The 26065-nt window shown below is 30.7% G+C and carries 21 protein-coding genes, 1 other RNA gene and 1 pseudogene; 20 read left to right on the top strand and 3 right to left on the bottom strand.

Annotation, left to right across the window (positions count from 1 at the left end):
* The first annotated feature begins 235 nt into the window (after positions 1-235).
* The 14 genes and pseudogenes from ACK2WN_RS07440 to ACK2WN_RS07375 all read left to right on the top strand — a co-directional run.
* Positions 236-1288, top strand: a complete 1053-nt coding sequence (locus ACK2WN_RS07440; protein WP_416155263.1) for an N-acetylmuramoyl-L-alanine amidase family protein — start codon at positions 236-238, stop codon at positions 1286-1288.
* 34 nt (positions 1289-1322) lie between these two features.
* Positions 1323-3143 (top strand): Eco57I restriction-modification methylase domain-containing protein, encoded by a 1821-nt coding sequence (locus ACK2WN_RS07435; RefSeq protein ID WP_416155262.1) that lies wholly within the window; start codon positions 1323-1325, stop codon positions 3141-3143.
* 32 nt (positions 3144-3175) lie between these two features.
* A complete protein-coding gene (locus ACK2WN_RS07430) occupies positions 3176-4381 on the top strand; it encodes a patatin-like phospholipase family protein (protein ID WP_416155261.1) in 1206 nt (401 codons plus the stop codon).
* Between the two features lie 289 nt (positions 4382-4670).
* Complete coding sequence (locus ACK2WN_RS07425; protein WP_118549748.1) at positions 4671-4931, top strand: HPr family phosphocarrier protein; 261 nt, start codon at positions 4671-4673, stop codon at positions 4929-4931.
* A 40-nt stretch (positions 4932-4971) separates the two neighbouring features.
* Positions 4972-6684 carry a phosphoenolpyruvate--protein phosphotransferase gene (ptsP, locus tag ACK2WN_RS07420; protein WP_329981910.1) on the top strand — a complete coding sequence of 571 codons (1713 nt, stop codon included), beginning with the start codon at positions 4972-4974 and terminating at the stop codon, positions 6682-6684.
* Positions 6685-7068: 384 nt separating this feature from the next.
* The gene (locus ACK2WN_RS07415; RefSeq protein ID WP_416155260.1) at positions 7069-7902 is read left to right on the top strand and encodes a hypothetical protein; all 834 of its coding nucleotides are present in this window, start codon (positions 7069-7071) and stop codon (positions 7900-7902) included.
* 865 nt (positions 7903-8767) lie between these two features.
* On the top strand, positions 8768-9115 hold the full coding sequence (locus ACK2WN_RS07410) for a hypothetical protein (protein ID WP_300530610.1): 348 nt from the start codon (positions 8768-8770) through the stop codon (positions 9113-9115).
* A 293-nt stretch (positions 9116-9408) separates the two neighbouring features.
* A complete protein-coding gene (locus ACK2WN_RS07405; protein WP_118549844.1) occupies positions 9409-10113 on the top strand; it encodes a YARHG domain-containing protein in 705 nt (234 codons plus the stop codon).
* A gap of 147 nt (positions 10114-10260) precedes the next feature.
* Complete coding sequence (locus tag ACK2WN_RS07400; RefSeq protein WP_329998563.1) at positions 10261-11124, top strand: N-acetylmuramoyl-L-alanine amidase; 864 nt, start codon at positions 10261-10263, stop codon at positions 11122-11124.
* Between the two features lie 41 nt (positions 11125-11165).
* Positions 11166-11945: a zinc ribbon domain-containing protein gene (locus ACK2WN_RS07395; protein WP_416155259.1), complete on the top strand. Its 780-nt coding sequence runs from the start codon at positions 11166-11168 to the stop codon at positions 11943-11945.
* A gap of 151 nt (positions 11946-12096) precedes the next feature.
* Positions 12097-12306, top strand: coding sequence for a hypothetical protein (locus tag ACK2WN_RS07390; RefSeq protein WP_300530620.1), 210 nt, complete (start codon positions 12097-12099; stop codon positions 12304-12306).
* Positions 12307-12350: 44 nt separating this feature from the next.
* Positions 12351-12773, top strand: a complete 423-nt coding sequence (locus tag ACK2WN_RS07385; RefSeq protein ID WP_300530623.1) for a hypothetical protein — start codon at positions 12351-12353, stop codon at positions 12771-12773.
* Positions 12774-12864: 91 nt separating this feature from the next.
* Positions 12865-13194 (top strand): metal-sensitive transcriptional regulator, encoded by a 330-nt coding sequence (locus ACK2WN_RS07380; RefSeq protein WP_300530626.1) that lies wholly within the window; start codon positions 12865-12867, stop codon positions 13192-13194.
* Positions 13195-13295: 101 nt separating this feature from the next.
* A pseudogene (locus ACK2WN_RS07375) lies at positions 13296-13640 on the top strand (SoxR reducing system RseC family protein); the annotation flags it as partial.
* A 59-nt stretch (positions 13641-13699) separates the two neighbouring features.
* Here the strand turns inward: ACK2WN_RS07375 and ACK2WN_RS07370 are convergent.
* From ACK2WN_RS07370 to srtB, 3 genes are all read right to left on the bottom strand, one after another.
* Positions 13700-14338: a threonine/serine exporter family protein gene (locus ACK2WN_RS07370; protein WP_300530629.1), complete on the bottom strand. Its 639-nt coding sequence runs from the start codon at positions 14336-14338 to the stop codon at positions 13700-13702.
* On the bottom strand, positions 14338-15156 hold the full coding sequence (locus ACK2WN_RS07365) for a threonine/serine exporter family protein (RefSeq protein ID WP_118549834.1): 819 nt from the start codon (positions 15154-15156) through the stop codon (positions 14338-14340). Before ACK2WN_RS07365 ends, ACK2WN_RS07370 begins: the two co-directional genes overlap by 1 nt.
* Before the next feature lie 76 nt (positions 15157-15232).
* Positions 15233-15952 (bottom strand): class B sortase, encoded by a 720-nt coding sequence (gene srtB, locus ACK2WN_RS07360; RefSeq protein ID WP_300530632.1) that lies wholly within the window; start codon positions 15950-15952, stop codon positions 15233-15235.
* A gap of 273 nt (positions 15953-16225) precedes the next feature.
* Between srtB and rnpB the strand changes: the two genes are divergently transcribed.
* The 6 genes from rnpB to ACK2WN_RS07330 all read left to right on the top strand — a co-directional run bounded on the left by rnpB (position 16226) and on the right by ACK2WN_RS07330 (position 25964).
* Positions 16226-16562: RNase P RNA component class A (rnpB, locus tag ACK2WN_RS07355), an RNA gene on the top strand.
* A gap of 317 nt (positions 16563-16879) precedes the next feature.
* On the top strand, positions 16880-19369 hold the full coding sequence (locus ACK2WN_RS07350) for an SPOR domain-containing protein (RefSeq protein WP_416155258.1): 2490 nt from the start codon (positions 16880-16882) through the stop codon (positions 19367-19369).
* An 89-nt stretch (positions 19370-19458) separates the two neighbouring features.
* Positions 19459-21456 carry a hypothetical protein gene (locus ACK2WN_RS07345; protein WP_416155257.1) on the top strand — a complete coding sequence of 666 codons (1998 nt, stop codon included), beginning with the start codon at positions 19459-19461 and terminating at the stop codon, positions 21454-21456.
* Positions 21449-21763, top strand: coding sequence for a hypothetical protein (locus tag ACK2WN_RS07340; RefSeq protein WP_329998571.1), 315 nt, complete (start codon positions 21449-21451; stop codon positions 21761-21763). The genes ACK2WN_RS07345 and ACK2WN_RS07340 overlap by 8 nt, the downstream gene beginning before the upstream one ends.
* A gap of 431 nt (positions 21764-22194) precedes the next feature.
* Positions 22195-22326: a hypothetical protein gene (locus ACK2WN_RS07335; RefSeq protein ID WP_416155256.1), complete on the top strand. Its 132-nt coding sequence runs from the start codon at positions 22195-22197 to the stop codon at positions 22324-22326.
* A gap of 368 nt (positions 22327-22694) precedes the next feature.
* Positions 22695-25964: a cell wall-binding repeat-containing protein gene (locus tag ACK2WN_RS07330; RefSeq protein WP_416155255.1), complete on the top strand. Its 3270-nt coding sequence runs from the start codon at positions 22695-22697 to the stop codon at positions 25962-25964.
* The last annotated feature ends 101 nt before the right edge of the window (positions 25965-26065 follow it).

Raw genomic sequence — 26065 nt, 5'->3', positions numbered from 1 at the left:
TATCTGTCTTATTTGTGTGTTTAAAATATAAAAATAGCAGGAAAGCAAAAATCTTTCCTGCTATTTTTCTTTTAGATAACCTCATTAACAATGCTAACTTAATGACATTGGCTGAGGAGCCTGCTTTTTTAATGCATAATATCCAAATAGAAGGTATTGTTATGTAAACTATTCGATTGAAAAAAATAACCTCAAATGTTAAAATAATAAGGAATATGTTAAGAAAGGTGATATTATGGCGAACAAAGATAATAAAAATAAAAACAAGAGCAATGAAAAGAAAAAAAGCAATGTTATATATATAGATAGAAATAAAAAAACTGGACAAATAACTCCAAAGAGTACAAATAAAAATACGACTAAAAAAGCAAACAATAAAGAAAAGAATAAATCGACAAAACCTAAGTCGACGATAAAAAATACAAAGAGCAATGTTAAAAAGCCTAAGAAACTAAAAAAGCCTAATGCAGGAAAGTCTATACCTAAAAAGAATGGAAGAAAAATCAAATGGGGGAGAGTTGCCATTGCGGTTCTTTTAGTTGTAGCATTGGGATTTTGTGGAGTTAAAGGTGTGCAGATGATAAAGGGTAAACCGCTAAATAAAGTAGCGTCTACATCACAAAGTTCTTCTGGAGATAGTAGTGTATCTAATGATGAAAATTCTAAAACAAAACCAGTAAAAGGTCAGTATGACTTAGATGATGAGAAAAAACGGCAGTCAAAGAAATACAATATTGTAGTAGATGCTGGACATGGGGGAAATGACAAGGGATCTATTGACAGTACAGAAACTGTATACGAAAAAGACATCGCACTGCAGATAGCTAAAAAAGTAGCATCAAGACTTGGAAGAGAGTCTGATGTAAATGTAATAATGACTAGGACAGAAGATAAATATGTAAGCTTAGAAGAAAGAGCTGAAATTGCAAAGAGGGCAAATGCAGATGCTTTAATCTCTATACATCTAAATGCGCAGAAAAAATACGGCGATGCAAATGGACTTGAAACATGGTACAGAAATGGTGCTACAGATGGATCTAAAGAACTTGCTAACTCTGTACAACAGACAACTGCATCTTATGTAGAGATAATGAGTAGAGGAATACTTCGGAATAGCTTTGAAATACTTAGAGAAACTACGATGCCAGCTGTATTAGTAGAGTGTGGATTTATAACAAATGTATCAGATATGAAAAAACTAAAAGATCCTAACTACCAAGATATGTTAGCTGAGGGGATAATGCAGGGTACGCTTACGTTTTTAGATGAGAAAAATGGTAAAAATTAGTTAAATAAATTTTATCTATTTTGAGGGGCTTATTATGGAAAAATTTAAAGCAGCGAGATTATATGAAAATAATTTAGATATAGAAAAAAGGAAAAAATCTGGAATTTACTATACTCCTGTAGAAATAGTTGAGTATATAGTGGATAATACAGTTGGAAAATTAGATGTGCTAAAAAATCCACATCCTAAAATTTTGGACTCATCATGTGGATGTGGGAATTTTCTTGTGTACGCATTTGATAGATTGCTTGAAATTTTTGAGGAAAAATCTGATGAGTTAGTTGAAAAATACGGTGATGAATGTTTTAAAAAAGAAAATTTACCTAGATATATTTTAAAAAATTGTATATATGGGACTGATATAGATAGCGATGCTGTAGAAGTAACTAAGATGCTTTTGACAAAGACTGCTATTACGGGGACTTATGATGAGCCAAGTATAAGCGATGATTTGGATGAAGAAGAAAGCTGGGATGAATATAAAGCGACTTATTTAAGGGAGTTTGAGTGTAATACAGGTATATTTGAGATGAATATATATAATAAGGATGGATTGAACATTGATTGGGGAACAAAATTTGATATTATAATCGGAAATCCACCTTATGTAGGGCATAAGCTTCTTACAAAGGAGTATAAACAGTTTATAATTGATAAATATAAAGAGGTTTATAGAGATAAATCTGATTTGTATTTCTGCTTTTACAAAAACTCTATAGAATTGCTAAAAAAGGATGGAGTAATCCATTTAATAACGCCGAGATATTTTTTAGAGAGTATATCTGCGGAATTGCTCAGAAAATATTTAGAAAAAAATGTGGAAATAGAGGAAATTATAGACTTTCTTGGAGCAGAGGTATTCGACTGTGTAGGTATTTCTGCATGCATAATACGAATGAGAAAAAAAGGATATGGAATTTCTACAACCAATATATATAGAAAGAAATCAGATAAGTATATATATGTAAATGATAGAAAAAATCTTGTCGAGAGTGTAGATGAAATAAAGAATAATACAAAAGATTTTGAGAGTATAAAAATATCTACAAGTAGATTGCAATCAGATTGGATTATAGCAAACGAAAAAGATATGGAGCTGTATCTTAGAATTGAAAAAATGCAAGGGTATAGGCTTTATGAAATAGCGGAAAGTTCTCAAGGTGTTATAACTGGATGCGATAAGGCGTTTATCTTAAAAAATAACGATAATAGATTAAAAAATATAACGCCTAAACTTTTGAAAGACCTTGCAAAGAGTAGGGATATAGAAAAATATGTAATTCCTAAAGTTAATCACAAGATGATATATTCTAATGATATAAAATGCGAGGATGATGAGAAATATATATTTGAAAATTGTATAAATCCGTACAAAGAAAAGTTAGAAAATAGAAGAGAGTGCTTAAAGTGTATTAGAAAGTGGTATGAACTACAGTGGGGGAGAGAAAAAAGCGTATTTGAGAGAACTAAAGTTATGTATCCCTATAAATCTATAGAAAATAAATTTGCTGTAGATTACGATAATTTATACAGCAGCGCAGATGTATACTCTTTTTATTTAAAGGATGAGTACAAGGAAGAATTTTCATATGAGTATATTGTAGCTCTTTTAAATTCTTCAATATACGACAAGTATTATAAAATAAATGCAAAAAAGATGAGTAGGGGAATTTATGATTATTATCCTAATAAAGTTATGAAGATGAAGATCTTTAAGGGAGATAATTATGAAAAAATAGAAGAATATTCCAAAAAAATTATGGAAAAAAAGCTGAATATATCGGATAATATAGATAAGCTTATACAAAAGATAGATTTGTTAGTTGAGGAAGATATCTTTAAAGACAAATTTTAATAAGATGCATTTTGCATCAGAAGAGGTATATTATGAGAGGTCTAGTTCTTGAAGGTGGAGGTACAAAAGGTGCCTACCAAATAGGTGCATATAAAGCACTTAAAGGAATGGGTATGGATTTTCAAGGGATTACAGGTTCTTCAATAGGTGCATTGAATGGTGCATATATGGTTCAGGATGATATACGTATTATGGAAGAGATATGGCTTGAATATGATTATAAGCATTTTATTAATGTAGATTTTGAAACGTATGAAAAGCTAAAGAATATGGATTTGAGCATGAAGCGGATGAACCAGATTCTTTCTCTTATAAAGAAGTCATTTAAAGAAAATGACGGAATCGACATTACTCCACTTAGGGAGATGCTAGAGGATACTTTGGATGAGGATAAAATAAGAAACAAGGGAATAGACTTTGGAATGGTTACTATGTATATAGATAAAAAACTAAACCCACAGTCGTTATTTTTAGAGGATATACCAAAGGGAAGGCTAATAGACTACCTTATAGCGAGTGCCAGTCTACCTATATTCAAAATGAATGTAATGGACAATAAGCTATATGTAGATGGAATGTTTGTCGACAATCTACCTATTGGAATGCTTGAAAAGAAAGGCTACAAAGATATAGTAGCAATTAGAATTCAGGACAATCTACAGGGTACAATAAGTATAAAAAAACACAGCGACTTAAATCTAAAAGTGGTGTATCCGTCAGAATATCTGGGTGGCTCTATGAATAAAGATAGGGATCATATTCAGAAAAATATAAACTTAGGATATTTGGATACTATGAAAACTTTTGAAAAGTACGATGGAGTTAGATTCTATTTTAGAAACGCCGGAAATATTACAGAAGATATGTGTTTTGAAAAAATAAGGCGTATGAAAAAAGAAGATATAAAGCTTTTATGCCAGGTATTCAATATTAGAAGAAATCCTGATCTAAGAACTTTAATGGAGGCTATTATTCCAAAGGCAGGCGAGTTGTTATCGCTGCCAAAGAATTTTACCTACAGAGATTTATACTTTGCGTTTTATGAAAATGCACTTGAGCGCAATGGAAAAAATAGGGTTAAAGTATACGATATTAATTCAGTAATAAATGATATATATCGTGACAATTTAATAGATTATAGAGAGTTCCGTAGAGAAGAAGTTAGGCTTAATATTAAACAAAAGAAAGAACACAGAAAATCTGTTCTTGTAGACTGCTTTATATCTAATTTAAAATAGTGTAATATATACTGTAAATTATGTATATCAATATACTTTTAGACGTGATAATCTACCAAAATTTGTAAGAAAAACATATCTTTTATGTTATACATAATATTTTTAAAAATTTTTATTAAAATATTAATGAAAGTTGTCGAAAAAAATAAAATTTAGTAGTATAATAGAAAAAGATAGCCGAGTGGGAACTTAATAATACCGTCGGACAAAAAATGTCCCACTAAAGTGGGGTAGATATAGATAATATAATTTAAATTTAATTTAAAAAACACTTCAGGAGGAATTAACAATGGAAAAAAAATTAACAGTTATCAATGAAACAGGTTTACACGCTAGACCAGCAGGAATGTTCGTTAAAGGAGCATCTGAATTCAAAGCTACAGTAGAAATAGAAGCTAATGGTAAAAAAGTAAACGCTAAATCAATAATGGGTGTAATGAGCTTAGGTTTATCAAAAGGAACTGAATTCACTTTAATAGCTAACGGAGAAGATGAAGAAGCAGCTATAGCTAAATTATCAGAAATGGTTGAATCAGGATTCGGTGAATAAGAATCGGTTATAAATAATTATCTTTTAGGAGGATATGGTTATGGCATTCAAAGGAACTGGAGCTTCTCCTGGTATAGCACTAGGTAAAGCACTTGTTGTAGAACATAAAGAGCTTGTTATAGAAAAAAGAACTATAACAGATGTAGATGCTGAAATAGCTAAATTAAGAGAAGCTGTTCAGGTATCTAAAACTGAACTAGAAAAAGTTAAAGAAAAAGCAGCTAAAGAACTAGGTGAAGCAGAAGCTGAAATATTCGGAGCACACCTTTTAGTTTTAGAAGATCCAGAATTAACTGGAGCAGCAGAAGCTAAAATAGCTGATGAAAAAGTTAATGCTGATTTTGCATTAAATGAAATAAAAGAAATGTTCGTTGCAATGTTTGAATCTATGGACAATGAGTACATGAGAGAAAGAGCAGCAGACATAAAAGACGTTACAAACAGAGTGTTAAGACACTTATTAGGAATAAAAGTAGTAGATTTATCTGCATTAGATGAAGAAGTAGTACTAGTTGCTCACGACTTAACTCCATCAGATACAGCTACTATGAACAAAAAAATGGTTTTAGGATTCCTTACTAATATAGGAGGAAGAACTTCCCATACAGCTATAATGGCTAGAACTCTTGAAATAGCAGCAGTTGTAGGTCTTACTGATATAACTGAAAACGTTAAAGATGGAGATTTCGTAGTATTTAATGGTGATACTGGAGAAGTTATAATAAACCCAGATGAAGAAACTAAAGCAGCTTATGCAGCTAAAAAACAGGCTTTTGAAGAAGAAAAGAAAGCTTTAGAATTATTAAAAGGTAAAGAATCTGTTACTTTAGATGGTAGAAGAGTAGAATTAGCAGGTAACATAGGTACTCCAAACGATATAGAAGGTCTTATAAAAAATGACGCTGAAGGTGTTGGACTATACAGAACTGAATTCTTATACATGGATTCAGACAAATTACCAGAAGAAGATACTCAGTTTGAAGCATATAAAGCAGTATTAGAAGGAATGAGCGGTAAACCAATCGTTATAAGAACTCTTGATATAGGTGGAGATAAAAAATTAGACTATCTTCCTCTAGATGAAGAAATGAACCCATTCTTAGGATACAGAGCTATAAGATTATGCTTAGATAGAACTGATATATTCAAAACTCAGTTAAGAGCATTATACAGAGCTAGTGTATATGGTAAATTAAGAATAATGTTCCCAATGATATCTTCATTAGAAGAATTATTAAAAGCTAAAGAAGTAGTTAAAGAAGTTCAGGCTGAATTAGACGCTGAAGGTATAGCATACTCTAAAGATGTAGAATTAGGTATGATGATAGAAGTACCATCTGCAGCAGTTATATCAGATGTACTTGCTAAACATGTTGACTTCTTCTCTATAGGAACAAACGACTTAATACAGTACACTACTGCAGTTGACAGAATGAACCAGAAAATAAGCTACTTATACAACCAGTTCAATCCAGCTGTGTTAAGACTTATAAAAATGGTTATAGACAACGCACATAAAGAAGGTAAATGGGTTGGAATGTGTGGAGAAGCAGCAGGAGATCAGATGATGATACCAATACTTCTTGGATTCGGATTAGATGAATTCTCTATGTCTCCAATATCTATACTTCCAGCAAGAAAACTTATAACTTCAGTAAATGAAGCTGATATGAAAAAATTTGCTGATGAAGTACTAGCAATGGGAACTGCTGAAGAAATAAAAGCACACGTTGCAAATACTTTCTGTAAATAATTAATTGAAATATATGGGGATATCGCAGTTTTTGTGATATCTCCTTTTTTAATACCTTGAAATAGATATTGCAATCTTTCTCCAGGCTTCAGCGCCCAACATGTTTATGTAACACATTTCAATGATGTGGGGCGCTTGCAGAATTGTCGATGCGATTTGCAATCGTGTGCTTATTTCTTTGTGCAGTTTGTAAAGTTGGGGAAGTAGTAGGTTATATTTTTTTGTTTTTGGTTATTATGTATTTGGAGGGGGATTTGTGTTTGAGTGAAGTTTTTAGGGGAAGTGTTTGATAAATGCTGAAAAGAAGGTAGACTTTTTTCTTTAAATACTTTAAAATTATATAGGTATAGTAATGTGAATTTTTTATTAGAGAGGAGATACGAGATGCTAAGAAGAGTGAAGTCTTTAGCTTTGTGTGCGGTGCTTGCTTTTTCTGTTTTTGCAACTGGATGTACTAAGGATTTAGTTACTAAGGTTACAGATAAGAATGTTAATGGAATAGTTAGCGATTATACACAGGTGTATAAGTATTATGAGAAGCTAAGAAAAGATATATTATCAATAGATAAGTTAAGACATAAGGGTGGTAGTGAAAAAACTGCTCAGAAGTTGACTGCTGATATAGAGAAGAATCTTACTAAGGTAAAGGATCTTGAATATAATTACGATAATATGTACAATGCTCAGAAATACCTTGAGAAGTGCTATAAAGATATAAAGAAAGCTAGTGAGGGTGCTATAGGAAACCACGATAAGTACGATAAGAATATAGTTAAGTTTAAGGAAAATTTTGGAGAGTTTAAGAGATATATGGCTCTTGCAAGAAATGATATAGCAAAGGTTAGAGGTACATCAGATGAGGGCTCTAGTGTTGTAGAGGATAATACAACTACAGATGATGCATCTACAACTGATACAGAAGCTTCTACAGAGGAAAAAGACGCAAATGATATAATAACAGGTGTTGTTAAAGATGTTAAAAAACGGAATAAGGGAGAGGACTTAGACGCTGATTTAGAAAGTGCTATAAAAGAGAATGGATTCCTTTCTGGTCAAGAGTATAAAGCCAACGGTGGAAGTGAAGCAAATATAGATAAAGAAGCTAAAAAGATGTTTGAAGAGCTTGAAAATGACAACCCTATAAAAGCTGCTCAGAAATCAAAAGCTAAAAAAATATTTATAAATGCATTTAAAGAAGGATATGCAGACTATAATTAGAGATTTAAATAGCTCTATAGAAGAAAAATATAGAAGTATATTATAAAAGTATGGAAATATATTAGACGATAATTTTGGAGAATTTATAAAATTATCGTCTATTTTTTTGTTTGAAATCAGTATTTTTTTGCTGATAATTAATTTATATCTAGAAAAATACTTACGAATTTATTATTAATAAGATTAAAAATAATAAGTTTAACTTATCAAAAAACGAGAAAAAATTAAATTTGTTTGTGAGAAGAATTTGACGTAGAGTGTTTGAATAGCTAAATTATATGATTTTTTCTGTGAAAAAAATACAATTGTGACAAAAAATGGAATCTAAAATATTAAAGAAAAATCAAAAAATAATTTCTTTTAGAGAAACAATAAAAATTACAAAAAGAAACAACCTACAACAAGATTGGAGTATGTTTATTTTTGACTTTGTGTAAAAATTTACAAAAGTTAGAAAATACGTATTCGTTTTATAAATAACAAGAAAATAACAACTTCAAAAGAAAAAATTCATTGTAGGTGTGCAAGTTGTTGGTTGTATGTCGTTGTTGGTTTTAGGAAAATTTTATATGATGATTTAAAAATATTGAAAAATCAACTAAAAATCGTGACAACTTTTTGCGTTATATAAGTAACGAAGAATGGCGTAAAAGTAAAAAATCAGGTAAGAAAAATCTAAAAAGAAAATCAAGAATAAAATTATGCAATTTTTGAAAGATTTTAAACAGTTAAAAAATGACCTTGAATTAATAAAAGTTATGGTCTATGATATAGACATAGACAAGGAACAAAGAAAACAAATTAAAAAAATACAAATTACAGACTAAAAAAATTAAGTCAAAGGGATTATATGGAGGTGTTCACTATGAAAAAGAAATTATCAGTATTAGTATCAGGAGTAGCATTAATGGCATTATTCGCAGCACCAGTATCAGCATTAGTATCAGGAGAAGAAGAAGCAAATAAAGTTAACTTAAGTTGCCTAGTAGGAGCTGGAGTAGAAGCAGATGTTGCAAAAGCTCACGTGGTTGATGTATTAAACGTAGCAGAAGATGCAGTTGTATACGATGAAGAAGGAAATAGCGTAGATAAAAAATTCTTAAAAGAAGCATATCATGTATTTAATGTAGGTGGAGAAAATGTTTTAGTAAACAAAAAAACTTTAAAAGTATATACTTACGACGCTAACTACAACTTAATACCTGTAAGATAGTTGTAAAAATGGAATTATAAAAAATAAAGTTTTACAAAATATAAATTTAATAAAAAAACTAAACGTGAAAAGGTAAAATATGGATATTGAAATAGAAAATATATACAATACTTAAAGGCGTATATTTAAACAGATTGTTTGGATATACGTCTTTTTTATTTTTAAGAAAAGATATATTGTTTTATAGATTTTATCTATGTAGAGTTGAAATTAAAAATAGTACTGTTTGAAATTAGTATGAATATAGTATAATATACTATGAAGTTTGAAATTAAAAATAGGAGGATATTTTAATGAAGTGTAGTAGATGTGGAAATATTATGCCAAATGATGCTAAATATTGTGATAGATGCGGAGAGCCATTAAGAAAAAGATCAAGTAGATATGAATACGATTATGATGATGATTACGATGATGACTATGAATATGAATTAAGAAGAAATATTGCCCATAAAGAAAGTTCAAAAAGTGGAAAATTTGGAAGTGCAATATTAATATTCTTAACAGTTGTAGCTGTCTGTGTAACAGTATTGTTGGCTTTAAATATGTATCTTCCATCAAAAAATAAGGTGGATAATACTTCAAATGTTGCAAATAATCAACAACAGCAGCAACAGGTTCAGAATCAGCCTAAACAGAGTGTTCAGCAGGATGAGCCTGATGATAGCTATGATGCTACAGGAAGAGATTTATCAAATTATTATTATGCAGTTGATTACTACAGTAGCAATTATAACGACAGTAATGCGTATTTATTCCCAGGAAGTGATAGTGCGTATATAGATCCTGAGGAATTAAGTGGATGTACAGATAGTCAGCTTGCGTATATAAGAAATGAAATATTTGCAAGACACGGTTATATATTTAAAACAGATAAGTATAATAATTACTTTGGAAGTAAAAGTTGGTATCATCCAAACTCATATGCGACAGATAACGTAAATGATTTAAATGCTTATGAAAAATACAATGTAGAGCTTATAAAAAGCTTAGAATAGATAAAATAGAGAAATAATAATGAGCTAAGGGTAGAGAAAATATAATGAATTTTAACACCATATTAAAAAAGGTTACAATATTTTCTCTACCCTTATAAATAATTATAGTATATAATTAGTAAGATAGTATGGAAGGGGTAAAAGAAAATGAAAAAAAGAATTAACGAAAAAGTAGTATTAATACTTTTATCAGTACTCTTAGTGAGTAATGTTCTTTTAACTATAAATGCTATAAGAATGAATAGGGAATTAGAAGAGCAGAAGCAGATTAATATAGAAATATTAGATATGTTAGAAGAGAAGGAATCTTCTAATGCAAAGGTCAACAACTTCAATGACAATAAAGAAGTTGTTTCAAGTAGTAGTGAAGCTAAAAAAAGTACAAAGGGGATAAAAGTTGCTATAGATGCCGGACATCAGCAAAATCAAAATAGCGATAAAGAGCCTATAGGGCCTGGAGCTACGGAAACAAAAATGAAGGTTGCATCTGGCACAGAAGGATGTGAAACAAAAGTTCCTGAGTATGAGGTTACTCTTTCAATATCTAAAAAATTGGAAAAAATTTTAAAAGATAGAGGATATGAAGTCTACATGGTTAGAAATGAAAACAACGTAGATATAAGCAATAAGGAAAGAGCAGATTTAGCTTATCAAAGTGGAGCTGATATATTTGTAAGAGTGCATTGTAATTCAAGTGATAGCAGTGCAGCAAATGGAGCGCTTACATTATGCCAGACAGCAGGAAACAGCTATGTATCTCTTTATGATAAGAGTAGAAAGCTTTCTGATGACATAGTTTTAGAGTTATGTAATGAAACAGGAGCTAAGAATAATGGAGTAATGGAAACTGATACAATGTCGGGAATAAATTGGAGCAAAATACCAGTTACTATAGTTGAAACAGGATTTATGAGTAATCCTGAAGAGGACAGAAAATTATCTGATCCAAATTATCAGGAAAAAATTGCTATAGGGATTTCTGATGGTATAGATAAATATTTTGCAAAATAAAGTGTAAATATAGTTGATTACCTAAAGAAGGGAGTGATGAAATGACGGATTTCTGTCCTAAATGTGGGAAAAAAGCAGAAGATGGAGAAAAAATATGTCCTATTTGTGGAGAAGAAATGACTAGTATTTCTCAGGAAAATGATAATAATAAAAAAGAACGTGGGAAAAATAGAATAAATTTATTTAGAAATATAATTATAAGTGTAGTTGTTCTAGTAGTTTTATTTATAAGCTGCACAGTTGTAGCTAGATATTTCAATGCTGGAAAAAATATTGCCAACACAGTAAATACTCAAAAGTCTGAGTTAAAAATACTTAAAAAAACTAGCGAGAAACAGTATGAAGTATCAGGAGAGCCAGCTACAGAGAAAGACGATGAAGAAGAAAATGGCAAATCTGAAGCAGAGGGAGAGAATAAGGCTGAGGAAGAAATTAAACGTAGCGAAAATCTAGGTCTACAGAAAAAAGATAAATATCTGAGTATGATGGATGAGTTAGATAAAGAAGCTAGAGAGCTTGCAGATGCAGAGCTTAACGGAAATCAGGAAAAACTCTTAGACTATACTAGTAAAATTTATAAAAAATACGATACTCTTTTAAATATGATTTACAGTGATATTTCAGCTGCTCTTGAAAATGGAGAGTTAGAAGAATTAAAGAATGATGAGATAGAGTGGATCAACAAAAAAGATGAAATGGCTTCGTATGCTGTAGGATCTGAGGATACAAGTGAATCAGATGAAAATTGGGCTTATTTTGACTCACTTGCAACGTCTACAAAGGACAGATGCCACTATTTAATACATAAATACATGCATTAATTGCTTTGGATATAAAATAAATACAAAATAATTGACACCGTATCAGTAAAATGATATGGTGTTTTTTAATGTATTGAAAGATAGGGAATCTTGTAATACAATATAATTTGTGGAATTAAAAGCTTTTATATGAAAGAAGGAGAGATTTGAAATGAAATGTCAGCGTTGCGGACATCCAATGAAATTTGGAGAAGAAAAATGCAGAAAATGCGGAACTAAAATCAAGAAAACAGAAGAATATATAAAAATGGAAGAAGAAAGAGCAAAAAATGCTAAAAAAGACCAGATAGCTATGGTTGTTTCAGGGGCAATTTTAATGTTTGTACTTGTATTTGGAATGTATGTGCTAATTGCTAAATAAATGGAATTATAAAAATTGTGAAATTGTAAGGAGAATTATTAGGTATGGCAAAAAAAGTAATAATGAAAGAAGCTGGACAGTGTTCAAAATGTGGTAGAAATATCAAAAATGTAAATAGAAAACTTGATGTTCCTACACCAAATGGAATAAAATTAAACTGCTGTTCAAAAGAGTGTCATGATGAGATGACAGGATATTATAAAGAATTTAAAAAACAGAGAATAGCTTTATACGCTGAGGTGGCGTTTGGTTTAGCAGGTATAATAGCAATGCTTTTACAGAACGATGCACTAGCTCAGATATGTATAATGATAGACTCAATATTATTCTTAGCATTTCCATATGCTACATTTAACCCAAAATCAAGAACTTGCTATGATGAAACTAAAAGACAGAGTAGAAGTATAGCATTATCATTATTATTATTCATAGCAATATGGTATTATTTCTTTGTGTTTAAAAAATAACTTATAGTAGGATTTAAAAAAAAGATATATTACTATGATATAATATAAATGACAACGGAACTAAAAATAGGGAAAGAACGAGGAATTCTTTATGGAAAATAAAAAGTGTGCTTGCTGCGGAGGTGGCAATCAAGAAAGAAAACTTTCTGCCAGAAATGACAGAGATGACCTTATTAAAAGATTAAAGAGAATAGAGGGACAGGTAAAAGGAATCCAAAATATGATTGAGGATGAGAGATATTGTATAGATATTCTTGTTCAGATATCTGCTGCCAAAGCAGCTATAGATAAAGTAGGGAAGATAATTCTTGAAAATCATATAAAAGGATGTATTACCGAGAGTATAAAATACGAGAGCCAAGATGAGTCTGATGAACTTATCGAGGAACTAATGAAAAATATTTACAAATTCTTAAAATAGGAGGACAAATGAATCAGGACGGATATATAGTAGAGATAATTGATGAAGATACTGCTATAATGAGAATGATGAGGATGTCTGCTTGATCAAAATGTGGTAAATGTATGACGGTTTCGTCAGAGTCAGAAGAGATTTTAGTTGAAGTGGACAATACTATCGGTGCCAAAGTTGGAGATCACGTTATGGTAAGTATGGAACATATAAATGTTATGAAGGCTACATTTTTAGTTTATGTAATACCAATGATACTTCTTATAGTTGGGATAGTAGGCTCATACTATGCACTTAATGCTATAGGTTTTACTGGAGCTACAGAAATTGTGGCTGCTGTGATAGGTATTGCACTTATGGGACTTTCTTATATCTACTTAAAGATAAACGATAAAAAGTTTAAAGAGAGTAGAGAATACGTTCCTGTTGTCACAAAAATATTATTCGATTTATAGATGAAAAAGAGATACCCAGAAATTTATAGGTATCTCTTTTTTTTATTTTCTAAATATATTTATTTTTCATCTTCATCGTGTAAGTGAAGTTCAAATTCAGCAGTATGTTCAGTTACAAGTCCACTGAAGTCTTTTTCTTTTACCTTAATATTCTTACCAAGTTTCTTTTTACCTGGCTTTTTCTTTGTATGAGGATCCGCTTCTATATTAAATTCACGTTTTTTAAGTATAGGTCTAAGGTTGGCAAGTAAGTCACCTTTAAATCTATAAATATTTACAGTTCTAACAAGGGCAGTGACAACAAGTACTCCAAGAGCTATAGAGCAGCTAAGAAGCATAGCACTTGCACCTTTTGTAGCGGCTAATAGGTAGTCTTCCTGAATAATTGCAAGCATTGTGTTGTAAAGCCCAATCCCTGGAATTAGAGGTAGTATACCTGAAATAACGAACAGAATTGCAGGTTGATACATTTTTCTAGCAAGGATTTCACTCATAGCCGATACAGAAGCGGCTGCTAAAAATCCTGATAGAGATGTATTGTTTGTAAATTCCATAATAACTAAGTACACAATCCAACCAATACCACCAACAATAGCAGATGGGAATAGTAGTTTTAAAGGTACATTAAAGAACACTGCAAATCCAGCTGTTGCAACGGCGGCAAATATAAAGTGAGCCCATAAAGACATATCTCCCATTATAAAACACCTCCTAATTTGAACCATAAATCAAGAACAACCCCAACTCCTGAAGCTATAGATAAAAGTATCATAAAAGCTTCAAATACCCTAGATATACCAGATATTAGGTTTCCAGATATAAGGTCACGTATAGATTTTATAACGGCAACCCCTGGAAGAAGTGGCATGATAGATCCAACTATAAGCATTGTAGGTGTGTTTATTATATGTAGTTCAGTAAGTACAACACCGAGTATTGTTATTACAAATGAAGCAACCACGCACGAAAATGCAGAAATCGAACTTATCTTCATAGTCTGGTCATAGATAATATCCCCTATTATGGCAACTATAAATGTGAATATGAAGTTTTGAAGTTGGTTTCCTCCAAGTAGGCAAGCAAAACATGCAGATGCAAGACCTGTACATGAATAGAAGAACCAAAGTGGATAAGGTTTAGCTCTATCTATTTCGTATAATTCAGCTATAGATTTATCTATATCTGGATTTTTTACAGAGCAGAACTCTCTTGAAAAATTGTTTAGCATAGAAATCTTATTTAAATTTATTCCTCTCTTGTCGATAGTTTTCATAAAACAAAATCCGTCAAATTTTTCGTCTGAAATTATTACAACTGTTGGAGTTGTAAAGACATTTGCATGATAAAAACCTTGAGATCTACAGATTCTAAGAACGCTATCTTCAACTCTTGAAGTTTCTGCACCGTTTTTTATCATAAGCTCTCCAACGAAGAGAGCTATTTTTAGAATATTTTTCTTATATTCTTTTTCTTCTGCTTCACTGGCAAATCTTGAATCAGTTGTAGAAGTATCCATAAATCAATCCCCCCTTATAATATTCAACCTTTATAACACTTACTTTTATAATATTTTAACCTTGAATCTATATTAATTACTCAACAGGTATTTTGTCGATTAGTTTTGCTTCAAGAACTGTTCTAGCATCGTCAAATTCGTAGCTACAAGTAGATAAAGTCAATATCTTATCTTTATACTTTGGAGCTGCATCCTTATTCCAATATGTGGAACTAGCTTTTACCTGATTCATATATTCATTGAAGTCGTTTTCTCCATCGAAATCTACTTTGACGTAATCAAATTCTGGTTTTGCTACAAATACAGAAAACGGCTCGTAAATATACTCATAATCTCCTCTATATATGTGAATCAAAGAATCCTTGTTCCAAAAGTTCTTCTCTTTGAAGAGCTCTAAATTATTAAACATAGTTTTGTTCTTCATATTATGTCCATATATTACAGAGCTTTCGTCCTCTTCAAAATTGTTTCTGTAATCCATAAATAGAGTACCAGATTTTGAATCCTGACCAAGAAAATCTCTATAAAGGTAGTAGTCGTTATTTCCATAAGACACAACTGGATAATTTATATTTGTATTTTCAACGAAAAGCCAAAGTCTGTAGTCTGGATTTATATTTTTTAAATCATCTTCCATTAAACCTTCTTCAGCTTCAGGACTGTAGTTTTCCCGAATTTCAGTATAGGTATCACTTGCCTTCTTGTAATCTAGAAGCGTCGTCACAATCTTGTAGCCACTAAAAGCCATAACTGCGACGAGAATCACCGAAATAAAATTTCTTAAATGTTTGTTCATATCTATAATAATTTGAAAAAAATATTATCTTTTCAAAGATTATTTTTCAAAAATTTATGTCCTTTCTAAAAATTTTATCTATATATAATTATAACGGCAATTGTAAATATAAACTATATAAAAATAGAATAAATTTATGGACAATTATTAGATAATAATATAAATACTATTAGATGAATTTTTTAAGAAAAATATTGATATTATTAGATATTATAATAAATTCTTTTGACAGTAAGTTTTTTATGTGGTAAACTAACATAGTTAATTTAACAGTGAGTAAGCCAGATAATCGCGGGCAGAGAAATCTGCGTGAGGAAAGTCGGAGCTCCACAGAGCAGGGTGCTAGGTAACGCCTAGTGAGAGTGATCTTAAGGAAAGTGCAACAGAAATAAACCGCCAGCAATGGTAAGGATGGAACGGCGAGGTAAGAGCTCACCAGCGGCTAGGTGACTAGTCGGCTATGTAAACCCCACCTGGAGCAAGACCAAAATAGGGCTAAAGAGTATTGCTCGTACTCTCCGGTTGGTAGGTCGCTTGAGCTTATTGGTGACAATAAGCCTAGAAAGATGATTATCTAATACAGAACTCCGCTTATAGACTTGCTCACTATCGCTAGACTGTTAGACGTTGATAATTTATCAGCGTCTTTTTTTATTTATAAAATTAAAAAACATATACTGAAAACTGTTACAAGAAAGTCTTTCAAAAAGATATTCTGTAACAGTTTTTTTATTTATAAAAAAATAAAATATAAAACTCAAGAATAATGAAAATAAATTAAAAAAATGGTATGATAATAAGTGGAATATTGACTTATAAATGATATAATATAGAAGTACAGCTGACAAAGTCAGTTGACAAAAAATCGTATAATACATAAATAAATTTGATATTATAGATAAATTTGTTGGGCAAGGAGTGAATAGTTTGAATAGTATAATAAAAGGAACTGTTTTAAACGTAACACAGAGATTTTTAAAACAGGAAAGTAAAACAAACAAAAAATTAGACAACATACTAAATAAAAAATTTGAAAAAGTTGAGTTAAATGAAGTTAAATATATAGAATTATTAAAATATAACGTACTATTTTATAAGACTTTATCAAGAAATACAGAACCAATCATATCAAAATGGATACTTGAAAAATATATTCCGGATATAGATGAATTAGAAAGCGATATAGAGCTTATAAATGCTAAATGTAGAAAATACATAAACATAGCAAAAAGAGACGGTATAGAAAACTTAAAAGAGGCAGACCTTCAGAGTTTCAACTACTATGATAAAATGGATAACTCTGAAAAGATAAAAAGACTTCAGAAAGACTACAAAGTTTTAAACATATATATGGAAGTCTTAACTATGACTCTAAGAGAGCTTAGTCTTAGAAAAGAAGAAAGTGCTGAAATCTTCCTTATGAATCCAGCAGATGCAAGAATGGAGCTAAAAAGAGAAATTATAGTTATAGTTAATAGAATATTAGCTGGTGGATCTAAAAAAGACGAAACTGCGGATGAAAAACAGCACGTTGAACAGAATGAAGAAAAGAACATAGTAGATATTGAATTTTTAAGAAGAGTAAAACTTATATCTAATGCAGAACTTAACGATACTATAGAAGAAGAATTCAAAAGAATATTAACTTTAGAAAATCTAGAAGCTGATGAAGCGTATGGATTTGGTGGAAGAGTTATATATGACTTTGCAGCAGCTACAGTTTTATTAGAATTCTTAAAAAGTAGAAGCCTAATAGAAGGTGCTATGCGACTTACTGTAGCAGGTGAATTTGGTGAAGAAAACTTCAGCGACTTCTTAACTGCAATAATAAAAGATAGAAAATTAATAGAACTTGATACTTGGAAAGAAGCATGTAAATACTTTAGAGATAATAAATCTTGCGTAGAAGCTACAACTCCTGCAACTATAAAAAGAACAGTTCCAGCAGATGTAGACATGGACGAATACGCATATATGCTTGAAAATGCCGATAAATCAGAGCCGTTCAGAAACAAATTATCTAGAAGAATAGACCCTTCTTTAGTAATACCAGCTGTTAGAGTAAAAGAAGTAGAGCCTGAAATAGTTGAAGAAGAGGTAGAAGAAGTAGTTGAAGATGCAGTTGATGAGGAAATAGTAGAAACTGTAGAAGAAGCAGCGGCTGAAGATGTGGAAGTTCCTTCAAATGAAGCTGATGACCACGAAATACACGTTGACCTTGGAAGAAGAAGAGAAGCTATAAGAAATATAGAAAGACAGGAATTAGAAGCTGAAAGAGCTGAAAGATTAAAACAAGAAGAAGCTGACAAATTAAATGATCCTGTTGAAAGAGCTAAAAAAGCAGTAGATGAACTTAAAAAAGAAATATCTGAAGTTGAAGCTGATGAAGATACTGATTACGATGATGTGGCTGAAGAAACAGTAGAAGAAGTGGCTGCAGATAATGAATCAGTTGAAACAGAAGAGGACGACTTACAGGAAATATCTAGAATAGCTGGAATAAATGAAGAGGCTGAAGAAGAAGAGGAAGAAATAGAAGAAGAACCTAAGAAAAGAGGAATATTCTCTATATTTGGAAGAAAAAAAGACGAAGAAGAAGATTACGATGATGAAGAGTCTGATGAAGACGATTCTGAAGATGAAGAATATGAAGATAATGAAGAAGAATACTACGACGATGATGAAGAAGTAGAATATGTTGACGACGATTACGAAGGTGACGATGTTGAAATCGAAGAAGAAGTAGTAATTGTTAAAGACGAAGAATACAAAAAATCTAGAAAAAAACTAGACTTCATAATAGCTATACTTATAGTTGCTATAGCTGCAGGTGGATACTTCCTAACTATAAATAGAAAAAGACAGCAGGAAGCAGAAAAACAGCAGCAGATAAAACAGGAACAGCAGCTAGAAGAACAGAAAAAAGAAGAAGAGCGGAGAAAGAAAGCCGAAGCTGAAAAAATAGCAGCAGAAGAAGCTAAAAGAGCAGAAGAAATGGAAAAAGCTAAACAGGGTGGAGAATACTACAGAGTTTATGCTGGATCATTAAAAGAAAAATCTCATGCTGAAAGCCTAATAACAAACCTTGATAAAAAAGGATTAAAAGGTGAAATGATAAAAATCGGAAACTACTACAAAGTATTTGTAGGTGGAGATACTGGTGTATACTCAGAAGCACAGAAACAGCTATCTGCTATAAAAGCTAAAGGTTTCGATGGATACATAGAAAAATACGATAGATACTGTGACTTAAAAATAGAAGACTTTAGACTAAAAGCTAAAACTATGGACAAAGCACAGGTAGAAGAAGCGTACAACGCATTAAAAGAAGAGTTAAAATCTAGAAAAAACTTCACAGATTACTCAAAAATAATAGACCAGACTTATGAAGAAATAATGGCTGAAAAAACTGAATAATAATTAAATAGTATTGCTGTCTGAGTTATCAGGCAGCAATAATTTTAAAAAAAGCACTTTAAAATTTTTTTAGGTTGGAGTTGATACCGATGTTAAAACTAGGCGAAAAAATAATATATGAATTATCTGAAGGGTTCAGCTTAGAGGGAATCAATAGATACTCATCTGCTGGCAAAAAGCTATTCATAACAAATTTGGGAAATATAATAATCGGAAATGATGACGATGCAATGTCTGATAGTGGGACAAGATATGTATATAGCTACTCAGAACACAAAATAAAACTATCTGCTTCTTTAGAAAAAGAGGAGATACTAATATACGACGAAAATGTTCCATTCCTTGTAGATAGTGGTAGAGGATCAAAAGAAGTTCCTGGAAATTTAAAAATAAGAATGAGTATAAAAGACTACTCTCTAATATGCAAAAACCAGAGAGATTTTATCTTTGAAATAAACGACGACAAATGCTTCTTCGTATTAGACGACGATAAAGTATATATGGGTGGAATAAATAAAGACCATGAAAAATTTGTATTCATCGGAGGGAAAAATAGATTTGAAATATACTACGATGATATAGAAAGATTCCTAATAGAAGGAAGCCAGATCTCATTTAAGGGATATTTCCACATAGAAAGAGAGTCAATAATAGCTAGAAGTGTACAGATATTTGCAAATAATATAAATAGAATTCTACCAAGAGGATTTGAAGAAATGGTAGCTGGAAACAGAAAAATAGGAAATCTTCCTGCAGATAGCGATATAGTATTTAGTAGAATATCTGGAAATATTGGAGGATTTGACTACAATAATTCAAATATGCTGCTAGTTAGATATGCGGACAATCTTATCCTAATAAACAAAAAAACTAAGAAAAATGTAGTATCTGTAAAATTTGAAGATTGCAGAAGAATAGCTGTTGGTAGAGAAAACATAATATACGATGGAAAGAATATATTTAGATTATACCTAAGCGATAAAAATAAAGAAATAATGGATATAAACTCTATCCCAGATGTTGAAAGAAATGATATAGGATTTACAAAATCTGGTAACCCATTATTTGTAAGAGCTGAAGATGGAATAGTTAGATTTATGAAATCTGAAGAAAAAGAAATAATGGCTATACCAGATAAGGATATAGTTGATATCATTACAATAAAAGAGAGCGACGAAGAAAAAATACACAAAGACTATTCTGCTACAGATATAAGATTTAAAAATGAGTATGTAAGAGTATACCTAAAAACAAGAATGGTTGAAAAACTTTTAAGAGATGTATTTTTAAGCTCTAAAAAAGATATGATTGAAGAAGCTAGTAATAAAGAAATATATCGGAACTGGGCAAAAGCTATGAACGATATGATAATGTACAACTTCTTTGCAGATCTTTATAACGTAAGAAAATTTGTAAAAGAAACTCTTGAACAGGATAATATAACTGATGAGGTTAGAATAAATCTAGCAAATATGCTTTATGATGAAATTCAGGTGCAGAAAGAAAATATAGATACATTAAGTGTGTATATGCCTGATGTTATCGAAAAAAGTGGAGAAAAATTATTTGAAAGAGAAGATATAAAACCAGATAGAAGCATATACAGAATGTTTGGAGATACATTTGCAGACACAGCATATATGCTAAAAGACGGTCTAAATGATATCGAGATAATACTAGGAAACCTAGACTTTGTCCTATCTCCTAGCGATAGAAGAAGACATGTCTATAGAATGCTTAAAGAAAACGAAAGCGATAAATTAAACCTATTTATGGAAAAAATTCTTAAAAAGCTTAACCATATTATAGACAATATGTACCCATACTACATAAGAGAAATGAATGAAAAACTATACTATGTATTTGCTAAGCTAGGTCACGAATACGACAAGCTTAAAGCTGATGATGTTAAGGAAATTTTATTTGATGAGATTACAGAAATGTATGCCTTTGGGCAGCTTATGTACTCTGAGGAAGATGATACTAGAAGAAAAGAAATCATAGACCAGATTTATAAGACTGCTGATAAAGGAATAAGCGGTATAGATTCTAATAAATTCTTTATCGGAGGTGGTAGATATGAGTAGAAATATTTGGAAAGGTAATTATAGATTTTTAGAGCTTGGTAGTGGAGAGGAGCTTTCACACTATCATGAGATAGATTTAGATCAGAAGATGTTAGAAAACCCTCTTTATGAGGAGGGGGATCTTTCTGATTATACAGATGATAGAGAGTCAGGTATATTCAATGATTTTGCATCTGGTATCGAGATAAGTGATATCGATGACGATGCGGATGTAGATACTCAGTATCTTGAATTTGAAACTGACTTGGATGACTTTGATGAAGAAATAGATATGGATATAGAAGAATTACTGAATGATTTACAGTAAGAAAAGATGTCATAGCCAAAAACACTCCAGGCTTCAGCACCCCACAAGTTAGGTTAAAACCTTAAATTTGTTGTGGGGTGCTTCCAGATTGTCGTAGTTTTTGGCTATTTCCATCTTTAGCAGAATGGGTGACCGATTTTAAAATTGTAGTGATAATTTAATTAGTGTGAATTAAGTAGGGAGTGTTGAATATGATATATTCAGCATTCCCTTATTTTTGTGACTAGTTTAGTAATTTCTTTGGAGAAAGGGAAAATATGTTTGAATGTTAGTTAAGAGATGTTTGTAATTTTTTAATTTGTAAAAAGTTTGGAAATTTATGTTTAAAAAAATAAATTAATTAATTGTTGTTTTTGTGAGAAAATGAAAAAAATAAATTTTGTTTATAAAAAGATTAAAAAGTTATATTTATAAGAAGTTGAAAAATATGTATGATTTGCTATAATAATAGGTATAATAAGTTTTTGTATCAGAAGGAGTTGACCGTTATGCCAGTTGTTTGGGAAAATCAGTACAGACAGACAGACAGACAGACAGACAGACAGACAGACAGAGTAGTTTAATGTCTGTATCTTTTGATGCAAAAAATTATATATTCGACTATAAGCACAGAGAGATTGTATTCCTATAGAGGAGTATAGTTTTTCTGTGCTTTTTTATTGGAAAAAAGGTTTTGTTAACTTGATATGAAAAAAATACTCTCGAAAAGAGAAACAAATCGATGAGTTAAACTTGATTTCAAAAGTTAAAAAAATTGCATAACAAATAAATCTAACAAAATTATAAATTTTTTAGGGTAGATTTTCAATTAAAGATTTATGAACTAAAGGGGGAATATGTTTTTGAGTGAAATCATTGTAAACCCTATCGGTGTCGAGATTCAATAGTAAACAAGTTAACAGAGCGAAAAAATTATAAAGGAGAGAAAAAAATGAATAAAAAAAGAATTAAAAAATACACTTCTTCCGTACTTGTTTTATGTATGGCTTTAGAAATGCAGACTAGTATGAGTTTTGCCTTAGAAAAAGATAATAAGAATATATCAAATACTTTGAAGGAAACAATAGTAGAAAAAGAAAATATAAATAAAGAAGATAATAATATTTCTTTTGAACAGAATTCAACTCCTATGAGCGGAAGTTGTGGTATGACAACTAATGATACTTTAAAGTGGAGTTTAGAAAGTAATAATAATAGTTATAAATTGATTATAAATGGTTCAGGAAATATGAAAGATTTTACTGTATCAAAAGATAATGATGATAGACCATGGAAAGATTATATAAATAAAATAACAGAAGTTAAAATAGGAAATAGCGTTACTTCTATTGGAGATAATTCATTTAGAAATTTAACAGCATTAAAGAAAGTTAATATACCAGCATCTATAAAAGATTTAGGGGATTATATTTTTTTAGGAGATTCTGCTTTAACAACTGTAAATTGGGACAATGGATTTAATGCACCAACAATAACTGATAAAGATTCAAACACTAATGTATATACTGGAGCTTATCTACCAACAAGTATGTTCGATGGATGTACAAGTTTGGGTGAAGGTATTTCATTAACAGAATGGTTACCAGATAGTTTTGTTGGTGTTGGTTGTGCAGCTTTACGTAATACAAAATTCAATATAGATTTCGATAAATGGCATAACTTGAAATATATTGGTGCATATGCATTTTATGGAATGGAAAATTTAAATAATTTTACCTTAAATGATAAATATAAAATAGGTCTTAGAGGAGATAATATCTCAAATGCATTTAGTAATTCTGGATTAAATAAAATAAATATAGATGTAAGAGAAGTTCCAAAAGGATTTTTAACTAATAGTAAACTAAAGCAATTCACACTAAGTGATAAAGTGGAAACTATAGGAGAAAATGAATTTATGGGTACTTCTGTAGAAGAGGCAGTAATACCTAAAAATGTAAAAACAATAAAAAATTATGCCTTTGTCGATTGTAAAAAACTAGAAAAAGTTACCTTTAAAGGAGAAACAAAACTTGATGGAGATATATTTGCAAACTCACCTTTAAAAGAATTTATTATTGAAAAAGATTCTAAAGTAATTTGTACAGATAATCCTTTTAGAAGCACAGGAATCTATTCCGAAGTTAGCAGTTTAGAAAAAGTAGCTATTTTGGGAGAGTTAAAAAATGATAAAGGAAAAGATGATGATTTATGGCAACAAATGTTTCATAATAATACAAAAATAAAAGAAGTTGTAATTGATGGGAAAAATGCAACTAATTTCAGTCAAAATACGTTTCCTAATATAGAAGAACTTTTAATTACAGGAGAGGAAACAAATTTCCCTGCATATAAATTTGGTTATGAAACATCTACATTAAAAAAGGTAGATATTGATGTAAAAAATTACTCAAGTGAAAGTGGATCTTTCCGTTATGCATCAGCCCTTGAATTGTTTAGATTAAAGGCAGATAGTGCTAAATTTGATAATAGAGCATTTTATGAATGTCCAAGTCTTAAAGTTGTGGACCTAACTAAATGTAAAAAAGTAGAATATAGTGAAGGAACTTTTGGAACAGGTGTTACTAATGGACAAAATAATAGTCCAATGAATAGTAAAGCGGTTATTTATGTTAAAGACACTAGTGATAACCCTAGAACAAGCGGAGTAGAAACCGGATTAAGTGATAAACATGGAATAGTTGCAATTACAAATGGTGGTACTTTTGATAATACAATTAAGATAGAAGAAGGAAAATTGAGTACACCTACTAAAGATGGATATATATTTAAAGGTTGGTATGATAATACAGAATTTAAAAATGAAGCTATAACAAGTTTTGAAGTGGGAAAAACATACTATGCTAAATGGGAAGAAGCTGTTGCAAGTGTAGATGGAGTAGTATATACAGATTTACAGACTGCGATAAACAATGCAGCAGGAAAAACTGTGACAATTGAAAAAAATATTGCTTTAACTAATGATTTAGAAATAACAGGTAATAATGTAACAATAGACTTTAATGGAAAAACATTATCAAGTGATTCAGGATATAAAGATAAATCTTTAATAAAAATAACTAATTCAACAGGTATAACAATAAAAGATGCTAACTTAGATTTATCAAATGGTGGAGATGTTGCAATACTTGTAACAGGAACTTCTAAAGTATCATTACAAGGAAATATAACTTCTAAGAAAAATAATTCAGATAAAGCACCAGTTATAAGCTTAGTTGGAGAGAATGCTAAAGCAGAATTAACAAAAGGAAGTACAATAAATGGAAAACTAAATCCTGATTCTGGATTAGTTATAACAGATAAAGATAGCAAAAATAATTTCACAAATGGAAATAATACTGGTGGAGGAAGTGTTCCATCTGTACCAAGTACTCCATCTAAACCTTCAAAACCAGTATACACTCACAAAGAAGTAATCGGAGCAAATAGATACGAAACAGCAGCAAAAGTTGCAGACGAACTAGGTTCATATGACAACGTAGTACTTGTAAATGCAACATCTACAATGTCTGACGGTCTAGCAGCTTCAGGTCTTGCAGGTAAAGAAAATGGAGCAATACTATTAACTAAAAAAGACTCTATCCCTAAAGCGACAATGGATAGAATCAAAAAAGTTAAAAAAGTATACATAATAGGTGGAGAAAATGCAATAAGCCAGAAAGTTGCAAATCAGATAACAGCTGCAAACATAAAAGTTGAAAGAATCGGTGGAAAAAATAGAGTTGAAACATCAGAATTAGTAGCTGAAAAATTAGGCAACTACTCAAATGCATTCATAGTTAATGGATTCAAAGGTGAAGCAGATGCTATGTCAGCTTCAGCAATAGCAGCTAGATACGAAGCTCCTATACTATTAACTAATGGAAAAACTTCAACTCATGCTAAAAAATCTGGAGTTGAATACTATGTTGTTGGTGGAACTTCTGTAGTTAATAAATCAATAGCAGATAAATACAACGCAGAAAGATTAGCAGGAAAAGATAGATATGCAACAAATAGAGAAGTTATAGACGAATTCTACTCAGGATCAGATAAATTATACCTAGCAAATGGAGAAACTTTAGTTGATGCATTAACAGCTTCAACAATAGCTAAAAACCATGGTATAGTTTTAGTAAATAAAAAATCTGACAACAGTGTATTAAAAGATAAAAATACTGTTCAGATAGGTGGAATGAACTTCGATATAGACTTCGAATAATAAAATATTTTAAAATATATACAACAAAAGGGATTGGTAAAACTCACCAATCCCTTTTAAATTATAAAAATTACATGTATTATAAAGAAAATATCTTTATT

Source organism: Peptacetobacter sp. AB800 (assembly GCF_047807365.1).
GTDB lineage: Bacteria > Bacillota > Clostridia > Peptostreptococcales > Peptostreptococcaceae > Peptacetobacter.
The sequence above is the reverse complement of the archived record's forward strand: the minus strand, read 5'-3'. Positions and strand labels throughout refer to the sequence as shown.